At 40.4% G+C, this 19,441-nt stretch carries 19 protein-coding genes; 11 read left to right on the top strand and 8 right to left on the bottom strand.

The window, feature by feature from the left end:
- Window positions 1-39 precede the first annotated feature (39 nt).
- From xni to queF, 3 genes are all read right to left on the bottom strand, one after another.
- The gene (gene xni / locus M1F26_RS14560) at window positions 40-795 is read right to left on the bottom strand and encodes a flap endonuclease Xni (RefSeq protein WP_140171602.1); all 756 of its coding nucleotides are present in this window, start codon (window positions 793-795) and stop codon (window positions 40-42) included.
- Between the two features lie 18 nt (window positions 796-813).
- Window positions 814-2,181: a nucleotide 5'-monophosphate nucleosidase PpnN gene (gene ppnN / locus M1F26_RS14555; RefSeq protein WP_140171603.1), complete on the bottom strand. Its 1,368-nt coding sequence runs from the start codon at window positions 2,179-2,181 to the stop codon at window positions 814-816.
- Window positions 2,182-2,266: 85 nt separating this feature from the next.
- Complete coding sequence (queF, locus tag M1F26_RS14550; RefSeq protein ID WP_096864085.1) at window positions 2,267-3,112, bottom strand: NADPH-dependent 7-cyano-7-deazaguanine reductase QueF; 846 nt, start codon at window positions 3,110-3,112, stop codon at window positions 2,267-2,269.
- Window positions 3,113-3,257: 145 nt separating this feature from the next.
- Between queF and syd the strand changes: the two genes are divergently transcribed.
- Window positions 3,258-3,818 carry a SecY-interacting protein gene (gene syd, locus M1F26_RS14545; protein ID WP_004257535.1) on the top strand — a complete coding sequence of 187 codons (561 nt, stop codon included), beginning with the start codon at window positions 3,258-3,260 and terminating at the stop codon, window positions 3,816-3,818.
- A 467-nt stretch (window positions 3,819-4,285) separates the two neighbouring features.
- Here syd and M1F26_RS14540 read toward each other — a convergent pair whose 3' ends face one another.
- Window positions 4,286-5,182: a DUF535 family protein gene (locus M1F26_RS14540; protein WP_140171669.1), complete on the bottom strand. Its 897-nt coding sequence runs from the start codon at window positions 5,180-5,182 to the stop codon at window positions 4,286-4,288.
- 255 nt (window positions 5,183-5,437) lie between these two features.
- On the opposite strand from M1F26_RS14540, the gene M1F26_RS14535 reads away from it, so the two are divergent.
- The 3 genes from M1F26_RS14535 to M1F26_RS14525 are packed head-to-tail and all read left to right on the top strand — an operon-like array spanning window position 5,438 to window position 7,013.
- A complete protein-coding gene (locus tag M1F26_RS14535) occupies window positions 5,438-5,773 on the top strand; it encodes a YqcC family protein (protein ID WP_004257526.1) in 336 nt (111 codons plus the stop codon).
- Window positions 5,774-5,780: 7 nt separating this feature from the next.
- Window positions 5,781-6,539, top strand: coding sequence for a tRNA pseudouridine(65) synthase TruC (gene truC / locus M1F26_RS14530; protein ID WP_140171670.1), 759 nt, complete (start codon window positions 5,781-5,783; stop codon window positions 6,537-6,539).
- Window positions 6,540-6,560: 21 nt separating this feature from the next.
- Entirely contained in the window at window positions 6,561-7,013 is a 453-nt protein-coding gene (locus tag M1F26_RS14525; RefSeq protein ID WP_004257522.1) for a flavodoxin, read from the top strand.
- An 83-nt stretch (window positions 7,014-7,096) separates the two neighbouring features.
- Here M1F26_RS14525 and M1F26_RS14520 read toward each other — a convergent pair whose 3' ends face one another.
- The 4 genes from M1F26_RS14520 to map all read right to left on the bottom strand — a co-directional run bounded on the left by M1F26_RS14520 (window position 7,097) and on the right by map (window position 12,331).
- Complete coding sequence (locus M1F26_RS14520; RefSeq protein WP_004908747.1) at window positions 7,097-7,477, bottom strand: DUF3461 family protein; 381 nt, start codon at window positions 7,475-7,477, stop codon at window positions 7,097-7,099.
- Window positions 7,478-7,896: 419 nt separating this feature from the next.
- Window positions 7,897-8,724 (bottom strand): 2,3,4,5-tetrahydropyridine-2,6-dicarboxylate N-succinyltransferase, encoded by an 828-nt coding sequence (gene dapD / locus M1F26_RS14515; RefSeq protein WP_140171671.1) that lies wholly within the window; start codon window positions 8,722-8,724, stop codon window positions 7,897-7,899.
- Window positions 8,725-8,787: 63 nt separating this feature from the next.
- A complete protein-coding gene (gene glnD / locus M1F26_RS14510; RefSeq protein WP_140171672.1) occupies window positions 8,788-11,424 on the bottom strand; it encodes a bifunctional uridylyltransferase/uridylyl-removing protein GlnD in 2,637 nt (878 codons plus the stop codon).
- Window positions 11,425-11,533: 109 nt separating this feature from the next.
- A complete protein-coding gene (gene map / locus M1F26_RS14505; RefSeq protein WP_036957992.1) occupies window positions 11,534-12,331 on the bottom strand; it encodes a type I methionyl aminopeptidase in 798 nt (265 codons plus the stop codon).
- Window positions 12,332-12,980: 649 nt separating this feature from the next.
- Here map and rpsB point away from each other — a divergent pair.
- From rpsB to cdsA, 7 genes are all read left to right on the top strand, one after another.
- Window positions 12,981-13,706, top strand: coding sequence for a 30S ribosomal protein S2 (rpsB, locus tag M1F26_RS14500; RefSeq protein ID WP_004257504.1), 726 nt, complete (start codon window positions 12,981-12,983; stop codon window positions 13,704-13,706).
- Window positions 13,707-13,848: 142 nt separating this feature from the next.
- Complete coding sequence (gene tsf / locus M1F26_RS14495) at window positions 13,849-14,700, top strand: translation elongation factor Ts (protein ID WP_004908761.1); 852 nt, start codon at window positions 13,849-13,851, stop codon at window positions 14,698-14,700.
- A gap of 191 nt (window positions 14,701-14,891) precedes the next feature.
- Complete coding sequence (gene pyrH / locus M1F26_RS14490) at window positions 14,892-15,620, top strand: UMP kinase (protein ID WP_004257499.1); 729 nt, start codon at window positions 14,892-14,894, stop codon at window positions 15,618-15,620.
- Window positions 15,621-15,727: 107 nt separating this feature from the next.
- On the top strand, window positions 15,728-16,285 hold the full coding sequence (gene frr / locus M1F26_RS14485; RefSeq protein WP_004257496.1) for a ribosome recycling factor: 558 nt from the start codon (window positions 15,728-15,730) through the stop codon (window positions 16,283-16,285).
- 147 nt (window positions 16,286-16,432) lie between these two features.
- A complete protein-coding gene (gene ispC, locus M1F26_RS14480; RefSeq protein WP_140171673.1) occupies window positions 16,433-17,626 on the top strand; it encodes a 1-deoxy-D-xylulose-5-phosphate reductoisomerase in 1,194 nt (397 codons plus the stop codon).
- Between the two features lie 186 nt (window positions 17,627-17,812).
- On the top strand, window positions 17,813-18,568 hold the full coding sequence (gene uppS / locus M1F26_RS14475; protein ID WP_004257489.1) for a polyprenyl diphosphate synthase: 756 nt from the start codon (window positions 17,813-17,815) through the stop codon (window positions 18,566-18,568).
- 9 nt (window positions 18,569-18,577) lie between these two features.
- Window positions 18,578-19,438, top strand: coding sequence for a phosphatidate cytidylyltransferase (gene cdsA / locus M1F26_RS14470; protein ID WP_140171674.1), 861 nt, complete (start codon window positions 18,578-18,580; stop codon window positions 19,436-19,438).
- Window positions 19,439-19,441: the final 3 nt, after the last annotated feature.

The following is a 19,441-nucleotide window of genomic DNA, read 5'->3' as shown; positions in this document are numbered from 1 at the left end:
AAAAGCCACTTCATCATTAAGTGGCTTTTCTGTTTTCTATTAGTTGGGTGCATAACGCAACTGATTCAGATTCCCTCGTATCGGGATATCGGTTCTTAAAGTCGCAATATCTCGGCAAATCAATGCAATTCCCTGCTGATTGATGAGCTTTTTCTGCCATTTCTCTTCAAGGTTATCTAAATTGGCAAATATATTTTCAATAGAGTGATATTGTTGCAATAGTGTCGTGGCACTTTTAGGACCAATCCCTGCAACACCGGGAACTTTACTACTACTGATCCCTACAAGCCCCCAATAATCAGGAAGTTGATTAGGAGAAACGCCAAATTCCTTTTCGATAAAAGGGATATCTAGCCAGCGCTTTTGAAAATAATCGCGAATTCTTAAGTTAGGGGAAAGTAGTTGGCAGTAACCTTTGTCTGTGGATACGATGGTAACTGTGTGCCCCGATCCCGCAATGCGTGTTGCTAAGGTAGCGGCTAAATCATCGGCTTCATCCCCTTCAGACTGCCAGCAGTGAACCCCTTTTTCTTTAAATAAGGCTATTAGAGTGGGGAGTTCAGCATGCAAATCTTCAGGCATAGGTTGTCGGCCCGCTTTATAATCGGGGAGTTTTTCATGGCGCCAGCTTTGGTGACGTCCTTCTTCATCAAACACTGCAACAATGTGCGTGGCATCAGTATGAGCGATCAACTGCGATATTGCAGATAAACAAGTTTCTCCACACGGGCTTCCTTGCACCGCATGGATACGGCGTATTAAGTTTAATGCATCAATAATTAATAAGTGGATCATAAATACGCCAACATTTACTTATTTCACGATTTCATAGCAAGGTTCGTATGCCGTACCACCCGGTAATTTCATACGATGTTGCTCAACGAAGCCTTGTAATAACACATCCATACGCTTCATTAGCTCACTATCGCCGTGAATTTTGAATGGCCCATGTTTTTCGATGGCTTTCATACCAAATTCCTTCACGTTACCAGCCACAATACCGGAGAAAGCGCGGCGTAAATCTGAAGCCAGTTTCTCAGGTGCTTGCCCTGGGTGGAGGTTCAGTGATGCCATATTTTCATGCGTTGGTTCGAATGGATGTTGTAAATCGTGAGCAATTTTAATTGACCAGTTGAAGCTATAGGCATCACCTGTGCTACGGCGATTTTCTTTAACTTGTGGCATGCTACGTTTCATTACACGAGCGACTTCTGGTGCATCGTCAATAATAATTTGGTAATGCTTACTGGCTTCATCACCTAAAGTGTGACGAATAAAATCGTCTAACACTTCAAAGTATTCTGCACTTTCTTTTGGACCCGTTAAAATCAATGGTAGAACTTGTTCACTGTTGGCTGGGTCCATCAAGATACCAAGTAAATAAAGCAACTCTTCAGCGGTACCAACACCACCAGGGAAGATAATAATCCCATGACCTAATCGAACGAATGCCTCTAAACGTTTTTCGATATCAGGCATAATGATGAGCTCGTTCACTAATGGGTTTGGTGGCTCAGCAGCGATAATTGAAGGTTCAGTTAAACCGATAAAACGGCTATTTTTGTATTGTTGTTGGGCATGGCCAACAGCGGCACCTTTCATTGGTGCTTCCATCGCTCCCGGGCCACAACCAGTACAGATATTGAGTTCACGCAAGCCAAGCTCATTACCTACCTTACGGCCATATTGGTATTCAATTTCATTAATTGAGTGGCCCCCCCAGCAAACAATCATACTCGGGTCTTCATCGATATGCAGGGCACGGGCATTACGCAAGATAGAGAAAATCATATTGGTAATATGTGTGCCATTTTCGAGGTCTAAATTAAATTGTTCTTTGGCATGCGTAATTTGCGCATGGACGAATAGAATGTCACGCAATACGGCAAATAGGTTTGCTTGTAAGGTGCGAATAATTTTACCATCAACAAAAGCTTTTTCTGGTGGGTCGATAAGTTCAAGCTTAACGCCACGCTCACGGCGTAATACATTGATATCAAAATCTTTACTTTTTTCTAATAGCTCTTTACTGCTATCAGTTAAGCTGCCTGAATGCAAAACGGCTAAAGAACAATTTCGAAATAATTGGTACAAATCGCTACTGGCCGTGCGTTTTAGCATATCAACTTCAAGTTGAGAGAGTAGATCCATAGATCCTAATGGACTGATATGAGTAATCAAGTAGTACTCCTTTACCCCATGGGTTCTTGATATGTGAATTGTACTGCAAATGTATTAATTACACTTACTTTTCAACTATATATACTTATTGTCGTGATAAACGACCTAGTTCTGGCGTAAATTCTTCATTACTACGCCATGGGTTTATATCAAGCCCTCCACGGCGAGTATAGCGTGCATAAACACTTAATTTTTCAGGTTTACACAATTGCATAATATCAGTGAAAATGCGTTCAACGCATTGTTCGTGAAACTCATTATGATGGCGAAATGAGACCAAGTAGCGTAATAAGGCTTCACGATCAATTTTGGGTCCACAATAGTGGATCTGCACAGAGCCCCAGTCAGGTTGGTTGGTAATTAAACAGTTTGATTTTAATAAATGGCTCACCAACGTTTCGTCAACAACCTGTTGTTGGGTGCTATTCGCCAAATAATCTCGATTAAACTCATAATTATCAATATCAATCTCTTGTTCATCAATACATTCGCCAAGTAATGGCTGGATAGGTTGATGAGCAAAGTGCTCTAATTTATGAAGTGTAACGCTTACTTGGCCATTAGCACAGCGGCATAAATCATTTTGCAAAGCGCTTCGCACATTTTCCCAAGTTTCAAAACGTGTTTGGTTAAAACTATTTAGGTAAAGCTTAAAGCTCTTAGATTCAATTAAGTTTTCGCTATTTGCATCAACACTAATCGAGCCGATTGCTACTTGGGGAACACCGCGCTGATTTAGCCATGAAAGCTCATACATTGTCCAAATGTCAGCACCGTGAAATGGAAGTGCTTTAGCGTGAATGGCTAAAGGATCACGATTTAAGCTACGAGGGACAGCTTGTAATAATGTGGCATCATACTGATCATGATAATCCGTTTTCTTTCCAAGAGTTAAATTATTAAGTGCGGGATTATTCTGGTAGTGTGACATATAGGTCCTTATACTTCATAAACTGAAAATGAGGCTAATAGGTAAAATTGGGATATTTTCTTCGTCTGTGAACTTCTGTCATAATACCATTTATCGACAACATTGACGCCTTTCTCTTTAAATTGACGACAAAAAACACATAATTATGAATACTTCACATTCTGCCGCACTACATAATTTTACTCAGAAATATGTTTCACAATGGCACCAACAAACGGGGTTACCTCCCGCCTCAACAGACTTATATGGTATTCCATCGCCATGTATTGTCCGCACAGGTGAAAACTGGGTTTACTGGGAACCTCAACCATTTCCAATAAAGGATGCGAGCTTAGATAAAGTTGCGACAGCATTGGAGATTAATTTACAAGGTGATATCCATGCTTTTTATACTGCACAGCTTGCTGGCGATATGAAAGCCACATTTCGTGATATTACGTTGAGTTTAGTACAGGTGTGGAATGAAGATGATTTCATCCGTTTGCAAGAAAATTTAATTGGTCATTTAGTGACTCAAAAGCGTTTAAAACTATCACCCACGCTATTCATTGCAACGTTGGAATCAGAGATTGAAATGATATCAATGTGTAATCTCACGGGGGAAATTATATTAGAAAAATTTGGTAGTCAGGAAAGGCGTGTACTTTCTTCGAATTTAACAAGTTTTCTCGATGAGCTAGTGGTTGTTGTTGAGCCTCAGGGGTAAGTGTTTTTAAGCGGGTTTGTGTGAGTAAATGCCTACAATTAAGCTAAGTAATTTCTTAAAAAATGTTCTTTATATTGTAATGATAATTATTTAACTTTTAATTTCATGGCGTTACTATCTGGTTTGTACTTTTTGCGTATTTTTACCGTGTTATTGTTTATTTTGCTAGGTTGTTTCATTAATAGATTTAATGCATTCTTATCGCGCTGGACAGGGTAAACTCGTTTAGCTTTTTATACCTTCATGTGAGGTGTAAAAATTGTTTAAAACAAGGCGATGGAACGCGATTAGGTGATAAATCTATAAATTTGTTTTAATCAACAGGATGTTGAATGACGGGAAGTCATTAGCAGGATGCGTAAATTTTAAAGTATGAGCCAGTCAGCTTCGGTTGACTGGCTTTTTTAGTTAATACCTATTGTAGCGGAGTGATGTGAAAAAATTAAAGATACTTTAATTTATTTAAATCAATGTTCTAATCTAATTGAATTTTTAGTTAGCGAAGCAATAATATCTTGGGTCATGGAATCTCGGAGCGCTTCTCGGCGGCGAAATTCAGCACGACGCTGGCTTTTCACTGACTCTATATCTCGTACGGGTTCTTGAATAGGTAATTGGAACCAACCATCAGGTGTTTTCGTGGCACCGCATTCTTGCCAAAACGTATCATAGCTTGATTTCAAATGCTGGCTCTTAATATGACACTGGTTTGAAATTCCTAATATTGATTTTACATCAAAGAAGGCTACTACTGCATAAACCGCTGACATTAATAAATTTTTGGGCCTCATACCGTGCATTTGCTTAGTTATCAACCTAACTTGATCGACACTTTGTTCAGTGGAAGGGCCTTGCAAAGAGCACACGTACAATTGTCCTTCTGGGCCGAAGGAAAAACTCATTAAATAAATATCGTCACCGGTCTCATTTCTCAAGTGTAAAGTGAGGTCGCCTTCTCGAGGGTATTGAGAGTAAATCAATGTTAATTGAGCGAACTCTCCTGATTTTAATTCAATGTTTGCCACGAGAAGCCCTTCTCGCTTAGCAGAAAACATAGCTTCAATAGCTTCGGGCTTGAATGTACTTTCAATTAAATTGAGCGTGTAGCTGGCGGTTGATAGTTTTTGTTTTCCGCTCCAGCTTTTATGTAGATACTTATTTATAGGGCGTTCGATAAAATGAGGAACGCCTTCAATAACTGAAGAAAATTGCGCACTACGGTAGTTTTGGCACATAACTTGATAATGCTGATATTGTGACGAAGGCAGCTTTGAAATACGTATTTTTCTTTTTAATTCAATATAGTTAGAGTTTAAAGTTTTCCAGACTTTATTTTCCTTGCGCCACTGTTTTAGTCGTCCCATAGATAAACCATTTTGTTGTTAATTATTCTGTAAGTACTAAATTGATAAAACATTTAATCTTACATGTGCTATCTGCAACAAAATATAAACGAATCTTATTAAATGAATTGTTCGATTAATAGCTACGATAATAATTATTATCGATATGCAAAATAAATAAACTTGTATTTGCTGAGGCTTAACCCCATGTATCCGACAGAATTATGATAGAAAATACCGTATATTTGCTGCAGCCATCACTAAATGAGTTTAAGTATGAATATTGAACAACGTATTATTGAGAAACTTCGTCACTTAGAAGAGGAAATGAAATTAAAATCTCTTTGGAATGAACAGCCACCTTCACCCGAGGCTTTTAACAGTGTAGAGCCTTTTTGTATTGATACGATGGAGGCTATAGAGTGGCTGCAGTGGATTTTAATACCTCGTCTACAAATGTTAATTGAACAAGGGGCTACGCTGCCAACTAATTTTGCGGTCGCTCCTTATTTTGAAGAAGCGTATAAGCATGATGAAGAAGAACAATACACGCTACTTATCAATTATTTGCGTGAGTTAGATGGTTTTTTCTCCACTAAGACCTGCGGGTAATTTATTGATGCTGGAAATTATTTATCACGATGAATATATGGTAGCGGTTAATAAGCCTGCTGGTATGTTAGTGCATCGCAGTTGGCTGGACAGTAAAGAAACCGTATTTGTGATGCAGACACTACGTGACCAAATTGGCCAGTATGTTTACCCCATTCATCGCTTAGATAGGCCAACCTCAGGTATATTACTTTTTGCATTATCGAGTGAGGTTGCAAGGCTGTTGTCGGCTCAATTTGAAAACCATCAGTTAGAAAAAGTGTATCATGCCATTGTTCGTGGCTATTTAACTGAAGAGCAAACCATCGATTATCCGTTGTTAGAAGAGTTAGATAAAATTGCGGATAAGCATGCATCACGTGAGCCTGTTTTGCAGGAGTGTGTTACCCACTGTAAACCGATAGCAACAGTTGAATGTCCCATTGCGATTGGGCGATATGAAACATCAAGATTTAGTTTGGTTGAATTAAAACCTGAAACTGGTCGTAAACATCAATTGAGAAGGCATATGTCTCACCTTCGCCATCCTATTATTGGAGATAGCAAGCATGGCGACTTACGCCAAAATAGAGGCGTGAATACGCATTTTTCAGTATCGCGCTTGATGTTACATGCCAGCGTATTAAATTTAAACCATCCAATAACAAAAGAAAATATATCGTTGGTTGCCACATGGGATACACAATGGTTATCATTAATTGAGCAATTTGGATGGTCAGATACAGTTGCAAAATTAGGGATAAACGTTATTAACTCATCAAGTTAACTATGAAATAGAGGGAATGTTATGTCAAAAATAGGCATTTTTGTTGGAACTGTCTATGGTAACTCTTTAGCTGTTGCTGAAACGGCACAAGAAATTTTAGAGCAGCAAGGGCATGAAGTGGTTGTTTTTGATGAGCCCACCTTGAGCGATTGGCAACTTTATAATTCAGGTAATGAAATTGCACTTATTGTGACTTCGTCTACAGGGCAAGGGGATATACCTGACACCATCGCTCCGTTATATAGTGAAATCAAAGATGTTGTCGGTTATCAACCTGATTTACGTTACGGAATAATTGCTTTAGGTGATAGCAGTTATGAAAGTTTTTGTGGCGCAGGTATTCGTTTCGATGAACTGTTAGCTGAACAATCAGCGACCCGTATTGGCGATATTTTATTTATTGATGCAATTGAGGTGGATGTTCCTGAGGAGTTTGCTAAGCCTTGGGTTGAAGCATGGGCGGAGCTGCTTTAAATGTCTGCACCGTAGTATTACCTATATTAATGATAAATATTGGCAGTGCTACGGCGCAGTAAATTAATCATTTCACCTGTAAATTATTTACGGGTCAATTTTTCTAGATCTGCTTCAATTTCTGCGATCTTATTTGAAACCACATGTTCAAGATGGCGTAAGTCATCGAGAATTTTGTGTTTTAAATCAATGTCAGTTTGATCTGTTTGGCAAATTTGATCTAGTTCTTCAATGGCGTAACGTAGGTTAGTGTTAATTTCATTAATTTCTTTGAAATTATTATTACCATCCGCAATAGTTTTACGCTGGCGTGGGTATTTAAATTTCACGCTTTTAGCGAAAAACTCCCCTTTATCTTTGCGAAAATAAATTTTTAAAATGTCATTATTCGCTTCTTGGCGTAAGGTGTAGCGGTCAATATCTTGAGGGTTACTGATGCCTAAACTTTTCAAATTATCGTACATGTTAGCTCGCTTTACTGTAGAGACAGAGTCGGTGAACAAAGTGATAGTGTGAGCAGGCCGTAACAATATCGGTCTATTTCTCGTTAATAAGCTATCTATCCCATTCGCTTGGGTGATAGATTGAATGATGTTATTACACAAACAGCATCATTATAATGAAAAATAAAATAATACAGTTTTATTAGAGGTAAACGGCAAAAGCCACGGACATATTATGCGCGATTTGTAGAAATTGACAAACTTCTCTTTGCAATTAATGCGCTAATATTAAAAAGTAACACTGATATGGCCACCCGAGTTGCATACGGAGGTATGCGATTCGGGATAGCTTTAGTTTTTTAACCTAATTACAGTGGCTCACTATAAAAGTTTATTATAAAAACCAGTAACAGGTTTGGCGTGAGATTTTAGGCGCTTAATTACTCATCAATCGTTCTTAATAATTCATTAATACCCACTTTACCGCGAGTTTTCTCATCAACTTTTTTTACAATGACGGCGCAATACAGGCTGTAGCGACCATCTTTAGATGGCAAATTACCTGAAACAACTACGGAGCCAGCAGGGACTCGGCCGTAATGAATTTCACCTGTTTCACGGTCATAGATTTTGGTGCTTTGCCCCAGATAAACCCCCATTGAAATGACGGAGCCCTCTTCAATAATCACCCCTTCGACCACTTCAGAACGAGCACCAATAAAGCAGTTGTCTTCAATAATTGTTGGGTTAGCTTGCAATGGCTCTAATACGCCACCGATCCCTACACCACCAGATAAATGCACGTTTTTACCAATCTGTGCACATGAACCAACGGTTGCCCATGTATCTACCATTGTGCCTTCATCGACGTAAGCACCAATATTGACATATGACGGCATTAATACGCTATTTTTAGCGATATAAGCGCCTTTACGAACAGCGGCAGGAGGAACGACTCGGAAGCCTTCTTTTTCGAAGCGAGCTTGGTCATAATCCGCAAATTTCATTGGAACTTTATCGAAATAACGGCTTTCTGCACCGTCAATCACTTGGTTATCTTGAATGCGAAATGATAACAAAACAGCTTTTTTCAGCCATTGATGGGTAACCCAAACACCGGCAATTTTCTCAGCTACACGTAATTCTCCGCTATCGAGTAATGCAATGGTATCTAACACGGCTTGTTTTACTGAGTTTGATACCGTATTTGGTGTGATACTGGCTCGCTCTTCGAACGCTTGTTCAATGATCGCTTGTAAATGCTGCATTGATTGTATTTTCCTCTTGAATGTTATAAAAAGTGAACGTTCACCATAAAGATGTGATGGACGCTATATTTTATCCTTCGATTTTAGGGCCTCTGTCAACCTTTCTGATAACTCTTGTTGCATATTTTTAGTCAACGCTTTGTGTTCCTTATCAGCTAAAACAAAGAAATCTTCCACTTTTTCGCCAATTGTCGTGATGCGTGCGCCATATAGAGAAATTTCCATTTGAGCAAAAATATGACCGATGCGAGCCAATAAACCTGGTTGATCTAAGGCGAACAGTTCCATATAGGTGCGACGGTCGTTGGTGGAATGTAGAAAATTGACTTTTGTTGGCACGGTAAAGTGACGTAATTTTGACGGTAGAGTACGTGGCTTAGGCAGTGATATTTCTGGTTGCTGAACGGCTAATAACAACATTTTTCGGATGTGGTCGTATCTGTCTTTGGACAGAGGACTACCGTTAGGCTCAAGAACGACGAAGGTATCCATGGCCATATTGTCTTTGTTAGTAAAAATTTGAGCACTGTGAATGCTTAAATTTCGCCGATCCAATTCGCTGGCGACAGCGGCAAATAAATGGGGTTTATCATGGCACCAAATAAAAATTTCTGTTCCGCCATGTTTAGGTTGTGTGCTGATTAATACCAAAGGCTGGCTCAAGTCGTGGGCTAGTAAGTGCTTAGCATGCCATGCTAATTGGGATGGCGTATGACGTAAAAAATAATCGGCATGGCAGCGGGACCATAACCCCTGCAGTTTTTCTTCATCAATTGATGATTGGCGTAGTAATGATAAAGCTTGATAACGATGATGACGAATGCGTTCGCGTAAGTCAGGGGTGCTCTGCATGCCTTGATTTAATTGATGCTCTGTAGATAAAAAAAGTTCACGAATTAAACTTTGTTTCCAGCTATTCCACAGTGTGCTATTTGTCGCGCAAATGTCTGCAACCGTTAAACACATCAAGTAGTTAAGCCGTGAAACAGTTTTAACTTCCCCTGCAAATTGTTTAATGACATCGGGGTCTTGAATATCACGCCGTTGAGCTGTCACCGACATCAATAAGTGGTTTTTAACCAACCATGAAGCTAATTCAGCTTCTTTGACAGAAAAATCATGCAGTAAGGCAAAATCATAAACAAAATCAGAGCCAAGGTCGGAATGATCTCCTGATCGGCCTTTAGCTATATCGTGAAAAATGGCAGCTAATCGTAAAAGTTCAGGTTGCAATAATTTGGGATAAACACTGACACACAGTGGATGATCACGACGATTTTCTTCTAACGTAAAGCTATCAATTTTTTGCAGCACACGAATAGTATGTTCATCAACGGTATATGCATGGAATAGGTCGAATTGCATTTGACCAACGATATTGCTCCAGAGTGGGGTATAAGCGCTCAGTACACTATGAAGGTGCATTGGGACAAATGCACCTTTGATGGCGCGAGGGTGGCGTAGAATTTTGATAAACAGTTTTCGGGCTTCAGGGATTTCACATAATGGCACTGAAAGGTTGCGCCGCGCATAACGTAGTTGCCGTAAAGTAGTGGAATAGATCCCTGTAATATTTGGGTAGCGAGCCATTTGGTAAAACATTTTTAAAATAGCGGCTGGCTGCTTGATAAATAACTCTTCATCAATAACGTCAATCAATGATCCGCGTAATTGGAATAGAGAATCAATAGGACGGGGCTTTTCGTTGGGGTTAAGCGTTAAAATAGCTTCATCAAATAACTGCAATAGCATTTGATTGAGTTCCCGAACACGGCGAGTGACGCGATAAAAATCTTTCATCATTCGTTCAACGGGTTGGTTTTTTTCGCCTTCATAACCCAGTAACCGAGCCACACTAAACTGGCGGTCAAATAGCAGGCGATTATCATGACGTTTCACCACTAAATGGAGCGCAAAGCGAATTTTCCATAAAAATATTAGGCACTCTTTGAGTTCTTGGCGCTCTTCTTCAGTGAGAAAACCAAAACCTACCATTTCATCGACGGTGGTTGCACCAAAATGACGCCGCCCGACCCATAGTAAGGTATGGATATCCCGTAATCCCCCAGGGCTACTTTTAATATCGGGTTCTAAATTATAGCTAGTGCTATGGTAGCGTTGATGGCGTTCTTGTTGTTCTTCAATTTTTGCAGCAAAAAAGACCGCGGAAGGCCAAAAATCATCGCTAAAAATAGTTTTTTGTAATTGTAAAAACAGGGCGACATCACCACAAATTAACCGTGATTCAATGAGATTAGTTGCGGTGGTTAGATCTGCATTTCCGGCTTCGATGCATTCAGCGAGGGAACGGACGCTGTGGCCGATATCAAACCGCAAATCCCATAATAGAGTGATAAATTGCCCAATTTCGTTAGCGATGTGTTCTGGAAGCGGTTTTTTACTTAAAACTAAAATATCAATGTCAGAAAGTGGATGTAGTTCATGGCGCCCGTAACCCCCAACGGCGATTAGTGACATATCAGGCTGCTTATCAAATTGAAAGGATTGCCATAATCGAGTGAGTAACGCATCAAGGTAATCACTTCGCAAGTGAATAAGGTCGACAACATCTTTACCTTGGTTGAAAGCCTCTTCCAGCCACTGATCGAAATCATCGACATGTTGTCTTAATAAATTAAGTTCAAGGTCATGAGTACTAAATTGATTAGGGGGGAGGTAGAAAGCTGAATTTACAGTCATCTTTATCTTTCCATATTGATAGCAATAGGGGGTTAGCTACCAGCTTACGGTTTTTTGATAAAAATGAACAGAGGAAGAGCCTTCGGTTAGGAAGGCTCAATGGAGCAGATTATTCGTTAACTAATACTGCAGAGATAAACGGCTCTTCTTCTTTACGTAGAGTGAGGATTTCACAGCCGTTATCCGTCACAACTAACGTGTGTTCATATTGTGCAGACCAACCTCGGTCTTTGGTTTTAACTGTCCAGCCATCTTTCATGGTGCGAATACGGTGATCGCCTGTATTGACCATAGGCTCAATGGTAAAAGTCATCCCTTTTTGTAGAACCACGCCACTGTCGTCAGCATCATAGTGCAGAACTTGTGGTTCTTCATGGAAACCTTGGCCAATGCCGTGGCCGCAATATTCACGCACAACTGAGAAATCTTGTTTTTCGACAAACTCTTGAATGGCTTTACCTAAAGTACGTAAGCGAATACCCGGTTTAACCATTCGGATTGCTAAATATAAGCTGTCTAGTGTGACTTGGCAAAGGCGCTCACCTTGAATGGTTGGTTTACCAACAATAAACATTTTGGAGGTATCGCCATGGAAACCATCTTTAATAACGGTGACGTCAATATTAACAATATCGCCATCTTTTAAGATTTTATCATCACTAGGAATGCCGTGGCAGATGACATCATTGACAGAAATACAAACAGATTTAGGAAAACCGTGATAATTCAGGCACGCAGGGATAGCTTGCTGTACGTCAACAATATGTTGATGACATAGGCGATCTAATTCACCCGTACTAACTCCCGGCACAACGTGCGGAGCAATCATTTCTAACACTTCTGCTGCTAAGCGGCCAGCAACACGCATTTTCTGAATATCTTCTTCAGTTTTGATAATAATAGCCATGAATTTAGTCCATTCATGCCAACATTGAATTTGATGGCATGTTAAAAAAGAGGGGGAAAATAGGTAGCCCATTTTACATCGATGAGATATATGGTAACAGCCACCGCATTTTCTGCCAACTAGCTATCGAGCGGACTCGAAAGTCGAAGTCACTTTATAGTAGATAAGGAAAGGAGTGGAGCTTGTTCATTTTGAGCTTTTAACAGCACAAAATGCAAAATAGTAACGAAGGCCATCTAGAAGGTATTGCAAAAATAAGGCTTTTTTATCTTACCGAATAGCGTCTATAATTGACCTGAGCAATGGTTAAATATTGCTCAGGTCAATGGCTTTAAATCAAAACCACTTTTAGGCATTTTTGTGAGCGAAAAAAGCAACAAAAGTTGGCTTCTAGGTTGGTTTTATGGTATAAAGCGCGCCGGCAATCCATTTATTTCTAATCACCATCATCGAAATGTCATTTTATGGCATCAAGATAAAGTCGTTGATAAAATATTGGATGTGCGAAACTTAAAACTCAATTGTGTAATAACACACACAAATCGACACGTGCACCGGGGTGCTCTTATGCGTTTTAACGCAGCTTTGGAGTCGGTAGCATGGGATTTGTGGAGGCATAACCCCAATTACTTAAATACAGAGGTATTAAATGGCAACTGTTTCCATGCGCGATATGTTACAAGCAGGCGTACACTTTGGTCACCAGACTCGTTACTGGAACCCAAAAATGAAACCTTTCATTTTCGGTGCGCGTAACAAAGTTCATATCATCAACCTGGAAAAAACTGTTCCAATGTTCAACGAAGCTCTGGCTGAGTTGACTAAAATTGCTTCTCGTAAAGGCAAAATTCTGTTTGTCGGTACTAAACGTGCTGCAAGCGAAGCCGTTCAAGAAGCTGCTAACAGCTGTGATCAGTATTTCGTTAACCACCGCTGGTTAGGCGGAATGTTGACTAACTGGAAAACCGTTCGTCAGTCAATCAAACGTCTGAAAGATTTAGAAGTTCAGTCACAAGACGGTACTTTCGACAAACTGACTAAGAAAGAAGCGCTGATGCGTACTCGTGAACTTGGTAAGTTAGAAAACAGCTTAGGCGGTATCAAAGATATGGGCGGTTTACCTGACGCTCTGTTCGTTATCGATGCAGACCACGAACACATTGCTATTAAAGAAGCAAACAACCTGGGTATCCCAGTATTTGCTATCGTTGATACTAACTCTGATCCAGACGGTATCGACTTCGTTATCCCTGGTAACGATGATGCAATCCGTGCAATCAAACTGTATCTGGGCGCTGTAGCAAGCACCGTTCGTGAAGGTCGTTCACAAGATCTGGCTGTTCAAGCAGAAGAAAGCTTAGTAGAAGCTGAGTAATAAGGCCCAAACCCTTATTTAGGTATTGCTATACAGGTACTGCTATATGTTAGAAGGGGCCTGATTTAGGCCCCTTTTATATATGAATCAGAACTATCCACGTGGGGAAGACTCCCACGGGGAATATCGAGGAATAAATCACATGTCTGGAATTACCGCTGCATTGGTAAAAGAACTGCGCGAACGTACTGGCGCAGGTATGATGGAATGTAAAAAAGCACTCGTTGAAGCTAATGGCGACATCGAATTAGCGATTGATAACATGCGTAAATCAGGTCAAGCAAAAGCGGCTAAAAAAGCAGGTCGCGTTGCAGCTGAAGGTGTTATCCTGACTGAAGTTTTCAACGGTGGTAAAACAGGTGCTCTGGTTGAGCTGAACTGTGAAACTGACTTCGTTGCTAAAGACGCAGGCTTCTTAGCATTCGGTAAAGAAGTTTTGGCTTCTGTTGTTGCTGACAAAAATGCTGACATCGATGCGCTGAAAGCAAAATTCGAAGAAGCTCGTACAACATTAGTTGCGAAAATTGGTGAAAACATCAATATTCGTCGCGTTGCTATTCTGGAAGGCGCACAAGTAGGTAGCTACCTGCACGGTGCTCGTATTGGTGTTTTAGTTGCGGCTGAAGGCGCTGACGAAGAATTACTGAAACACATCGCTATGCATATCGCTGCAAGCAAACCTGAATATGTGACTCCAGATGATGTTCCTGCTGATGTTGTTGCTCATGAGCACCAAATCCAGTTAGACATCGCAATGCAATCTGGCAAACCACGCGAAATCGCTGAAAAAATGGTTATCGGTCGCATGAACAAATTCACTGGCGAAATCTCTCTGACTGGCCAGCCTTTCGTAATGGACCCAAGCAAATCTGTTGGTGACTTACTGAAAGAGAAAGGTGCTACTGTTTCTGGTTTCCTTCGTTTCGAAGTAGGTGAAGGTATCGAGAAAGTTGAAACTGACTTTGCAGCAGAAGTTGCTGCAATGAGCAAGTAATCAACTAAGGGCCGCCAATTGGCGGCTCTGTTTTATATACGTATATTCCCTGCGATGTTAGCGTCATAGGCATTGCGCTAGAATTCTTGTGTATAAAAAAATTATATTTAAACTAATTCAAAATTTAGGTACGTAGAACACTGTAATTCTACGTGTGTTACCCCAATAAATATCTGTTAGGACAGAACACCATGGCAACCAATGCAAAACCCGTTTATCAGCGTATTCTGCTTAAATTAAGTGGCGAAGCCTTACAAGGGGCAGAAGGTTTTGGTATCGATGCTAGCGTTTTAGATCGTATGGCTCAGGAAATTAAAGAACTCATAGAACTGGGTATACAGGTCGGTGTGGTTATTGGCGGTGGTAACCTGTTTCGTGGTGCTGGTTTGGCACAAGCTGGAATGAACCGTGTTGTCGGAGACCACATGGGGATGCTAGCAACTGTGATGAACGGACTCGCAATGCGTGATGCATTACATCGCGCCTATGTGAATGCAAGACTGATGTCTGCGATCCCACTTAACGGTGTCTGTGATAACTATAGCTGGGCAGAGGCCATTAGCTTGTTACGTCACGGCCGTGTCGTTATTTTTTCTGCAGGAACAGGCAACCCATTCTTTACAACAGACTCCGCTGCATGCCTACGTGGTATTGAAATTGAAGCGGATGTCGTGTTAAAAGCGACAAAAGTTGATGGTGTGTATTCAGCAGACCCTGCTAAAGACCCAGACGCAGTCCTTTATGAAAATCTGAGTTACCAAGAGGTTTTGGAACGTGAACTTAAAGTGATGGATTTAGCGGCATTCACATTAGCACGTGACCATAACTTACCGATTCGCGTATTCAATATGAATAAACCGGGCGCTTTACGTCGCGTTGTTATGGGCGAAAATGAAGGAACTCTGATTTCTCACAATTAATACTCAGAGACATGACCTGAGTTTAAATGTATTATCTAATATAAATTCAGACAATTTAAGCGAGGTCGCATGCGGCCTTTAATAACCAGTTCTTAAGGGTTGAAAACGTGATTAACGAAATCCAAAAAGATGCTCAAGACCGTATGGAAAAGAGCCTTGAAGCATTCAAAAGCCAAATTAGTAAAGTTCGCACAGGCCGTGCATCTCCAAGCCTATTAGACGGTATCACTGTTGAATACTATGGTTCAGCGACACCTTTGCGCCAATTAGCTAACGTCACTGTTGAAGATTCACGCACATTAGCTATTTCTGTTTTTGACCGTAGCATGTCACCTGCGATTGAAAAAGCAATCATGGCATCTGATTTAGGCTTAAACCCATCATCAGCGGGTACTGTTATCCGTGTTCCACTTCCTCCATTAACGGAAGAGCGTCGTAAAGACTTAATTAAAGTGGTTCGTGGTGATGCAGAGCAAGGCCGTATCGCAGTCCGTAACGTTCGCCGTGATGCTAACGACAAAGTGAAAGCATTACTGAAAGATAAAGAAATCAGTGAAGATGACGAGCGTCGTTCACAAGATGATATCCAAAAGCTGACTGATAGCTACATCAAAAAAGTTGATGAAGCATTAGCGCAAAAAGAAGCAGAGTTGATGGAATTTTAATCCATCATAATAATAAAGCCACCAATGCAAACTGTAAAAGTGTGCGTTAGCGTGGCTTTATTATTTTTCAAGCTTATTAAAAAATCCTTTCTAACCTCTAAGCTGATATAATCTCAGTATTGAATTAATACAGAGTACTCAATCACTATGAAATGTCTGACAATCCTAGGTTCTACAGGCTCAATTGGTACAAATACACTTTCTGTTGTTCGCCAAAATCCCGAAAAATTTCAAATCGTTGCTCTAGTGGCAGGAAAGAATGTCACTGAAATGGCGAAACAGTGCCTTGAGTTTAATCCGAAATATGCCTCAATGGCGGATGAATCGTCAGCAAAAGCGCTAAGAACTATTTTGACTGAGAATAATTGTATAACTGAAGTTTTGTCAGGAAAACAAGCTGCAATTGACCTTGCTGGTCTGGATGATGCTGACCAAGTTATGTCAGCCATTACTGGGGTTGCCGGTTTACTTCCTACTTTAGCGGCAATACGCAAAGGTAAAAGAATATTATTAGCGAATAAAGAGTCTTTAATTACTAGTGGCCGTTTATTCTTTAATGAGATTCGCAAGCACAATGCAACAGTATTTCCTATTGATAGCGAGCACAATGCTATCTTCCAGAGTTTACCTGAAATTATTCAACTGAATTTAGGTTTTGCCGATTTATCAGCTTCCGGTATCTCAAGTATTGTTTTAACCGGATCAGGTGGGCCATTTAGGGATACACCGTTATCGCATCTTGATAATGTGACTCCTGATGAAGCATGTAACCACCCAAATTGGTCGATGGGGCGAAAAATATCAGTCGATTCAGCGACAATGATGAATAAGGGTCTAGAATATATTGAGGCTTGCTATTTTTTTAATGCGAGCGCCGAGCAAATGGAAGTGATTATCCATCCTCAATCTGTAATTCATTCCATGGTTCGGTATAAAGATGGCAGCGTAATAGCACAACTGGGCACGCCTGATATGCGAACTCCAATTTCATACAGTATGGCTTATCCTCAGCGTATCATGTCTGGTGCAAAACCTCTTGATTTTGCAACACTTTCATCATTAACATTTGTTCAGCCTGACTATCAACGCTATCCTTGCTTGAAACTCGCAATCGATGCCTGTCACCAAGGGCAAGCCGCTACGACGGCACTTAATGGTGCGAATGAAATGACAGTTGCTGCTTTTCTCGAAGGCAAAATACGCTTTACGGATATAGCAAAAATTAATCGCAATGTGTTAGATAGCCAAGTTTTTTCTGAACCTGTTTCGATCGAAGAGGTCTTAGAAATCGACGAACGAGCGCGTAAAAATGCAGAAAAAATAATCGCTCAGACAATTTAACGCTGGTATGTGTTTTATTTAGTTGCTGATAGCCATAATAACTCTTTAATATGTGATGTGTTTAAAAAAAGAAAAATAACATAGTACCTCTTAGAGATTTAAGGATGTGTCTTATCAGCAAATTCAATAATAGTAGTTATTATTGGTCTGTATACTCAAAGTGGTACTCACAAGGATTAATATTTAATGAACTCTAGTGGTGAAAATCTCTCTGACTCAATGATGCCTAAGCACGTTGCTATCATTATGGATGGTAATGGCCGATGGGCTAAACAAAGAGGGAAGCTCAGAATTACAGGTCATAAGGCAGGCGTTGAATCTGTCCGTAATTCTGTGCGCTTTGCGGTAAAAAATAAAATTAGTTCGCTCACATTATATGCTTTTAGCAGTGAAAACTGGAGAAGGCCAGAGAAAGAAGTCAGTTCTCTCATGGAGCTATTTGTTTTTGCTCTTGATAATGAAGTTAAGAACCTACATAAAAACAATGTAAAACTAAAAGTCATTGGTGATATTAGCCGTTTTAGTGAACGCCTCAGAAAAAGAATTGATAAGGCAGAAGCATTAACGCAAAACAACACTGGGCTAAAACTGAATATTGCAGCGAACTATGGTGGCCGCTGGGATATTAGTAACAGTGTAAAACAAGTATTTGCAAAGGTACAAAGTGGTGAGCTTTCTATTGATGACATCAATGAAGAAAGTATCGATAACCATATTTGTATGCATGACCAAGAAAATGTCGATTTAGTCATAAGAACTGGGGGGGAGCATCGCATAAGCAACTTCCTATTATGGCAAGTCGCATATGCGGAATTTTATTTCACCAACGTTTTGTGGCCAGATTTTGATGAAATGGTGTTTCAGAGTGCAGTTGATGCTTTTAGTAAGCGTGAGCGCCGTTATGGTGGAGCTGAATCAGATGATGAACTGGGCAAAGAATAGGGGAAAGATGTGCTGAAATATCGTTTGCTTACTGCGATAATTTTAATACCAATTGTTATTGCGGCGCTGTTTTTACTTTCCCCAGCGAATTTTGGGCTTGTCGTGATTGCGGTTTGTGCTTTAGGTGCTTGGGAATGGGCACAATTTGTCGGCTGGTACTCTCAAGCTAAGCGCATAGGCTTAGCGGTTGTTTTTGCTGCAATATTACTTGCAATGCAATTTTCTATTTCCGATATAAATCAGTTCTCCTCTGAGCCTATGATTTTGTATGGTTTATGGGCTGGCCTTATTTGGTGGGGGATAGCGATTATTTTAGTTGTTACCTATCCCGCCTCCGCTTCTTGGGGCAAATCAGTTGTTATTCGCTTATTATTTGGCGTGTTAACGATTATCCCATTTTATTGTGGAATGATGGTTTTAAGAACCGTTGGTTATCAAAGTGATACATTCTTTGGAGCTTGGTGGTTATTGTATGTCATGTTGCTAGTTTGGGGGGCTGATTCAGGTGCCTATGCATTTGGTCGTACTATCGGGCGCAACAAAATGGCACCGAAGGTATCTCCTGGTAAAACATGGGAAGGCTTGGTGGGTGGCCTTATAACTGCTGGGATTATTTCATGGTTATTTAGCGCCTTTGCGCCAATCCCCGTGATGCCTGATTATTTGCTAGTGACTTCAATTATTGTTGTTGTAGTATCTGTGTTTGGTGATTTAACTGAGAGTATGTTTAAGCGCCAATCAGGTATTAAAGATAGTAGCCACTTAATTCCAGGGCATGGCGGTATCTTGGATCGTATTGATAGCCTAACAGCGGCAATCCCAGTTTTTGCTGGGCTAAATTTGTTAGTTTTTAACGGTTTTGGTCTTTAGGAA

Origin of the sequence: Providencia sp. PROV048, from assembly GCF_033688165.1 — a bacterium.
Lineage (GTDB): Bacteria > Pseudomonadota > Gammaproteobacteria > Enterobacterales > Enterobacteriaceae > Providencia > Providencia hangzhouensis.
This window is presented reverse-complemented; position numbering and strand designations above follow the sequence as displayed.

What these genes read in the sequence shown, in the direction of transcription:
- xni (WP_140171602.1), bottom strand. Translation starts at nt 795, where the DNA reads ATGATCCACTTATTAATTATTGATGCATTAAACTTAATACGCCGTATC.
- queF (WP_096864085.1), bottom strand. Translation starts at nt 3,112, where the DNA reads ATGTCACACTACCAGAATAATCCCGCACTTAATAATTTAACTCTTGGA.
- syd (WP_004257535.1), top strand. Translation starts at nt 3,258, where the DNA reads ATGAATACTTCACATTCTGCCGCACTACATAATTTTACTCAGAAATAT.
- M1F26_RS14540 (WP_140171669.1), bottom strand. Translation starts at nt 5,182, where the DNA reads ATGGGACGACTAAAACAGTGGCGCAAGGAAAATAAAGTCTGGAAAACT.
- M1F26_RS14535 (WP_004257526.1), top strand. Translation starts at nt 5,438, where the DNA reads ATGAATATTGAACAACGTATTATTGAGAAACTTCGTCACTTAGAAGAG.
- truC (WP_140171670.1), top strand. Translation starts at nt 5,781, where the DNA reads ATGCTGGAAATTATTTATCACGATGAATATATGGTAGCGGTTAATAAG.
- M1F26_RS14525 (WP_004257522.1), top strand. Translation starts at nt 6,561, where the DNA reads ATGTCAAAAATAGGCATTTTTGTTGGAACTGTCTATGGTAACTCTTTA.
- M1F26_RS14520 (WP_004908747.1), bottom strand. Translation starts at nt 7,477, where the DNA reads ATGTACGATAATTTGAAAAGTTTAGGCATCAGTAACCCTCAAGATATT.
- dapD (WP_140171671.1), bottom strand. Translation starts at nt 8,724, where the DNA reads ATGCAGCATTTACAAGCGATCATTGAACAAGCGTTCGAAGAGCGAGCC.
- glnD (WP_140171672.1), bottom strand. Translation starts at nt 11,424, where the DNA reads ATGACTGTAAATTCAGCTTTCTACCTCCCCCCTAATCAATTTAGTACT.
- map (WP_036957992.1), bottom strand. Translation starts at nt 12,331, where the DNA reads ATGGCTATTATTATCAAAACTGAAGAAGATATTCAGAAAATGCGTGTT.
- rpsB (WP_004257504.1), top strand. Translation starts at nt 12,981, where the DNA reads ATGGCAACTGTTTCCATGCGCGATATGTTACAAGCAGGCGTACACTTT.
- tsf (WP_004908761.1), top strand. Translation starts at nt 13,849, where the DNA reads ATGTCTGGAATTACCGCTGCATTGGTAAAAGAACTGCGCGAACGTACT.
- pyrH (WP_004257499.1), top strand. Translation starts at nt 14,892, where the DNA reads ATGGCAACCAATGCAAAACCCGTTTATCAGCGTATTCTGCTTAAATTA.
- ispC (WP_140171673.1), top strand. Translation starts at nt 16,433, where the DNA reads ATGAAATGTCTGACAATCCTAGGTTCTACAGGCTCAATTGGTACAAAT.
- uppS (WP_004257489.1), top strand. Translation starts at nt 17,813, where the DNA reads ATGAACTCTAGTGGTGAAAATCTCTCTGACTCAATGATGCCTAAGCAC.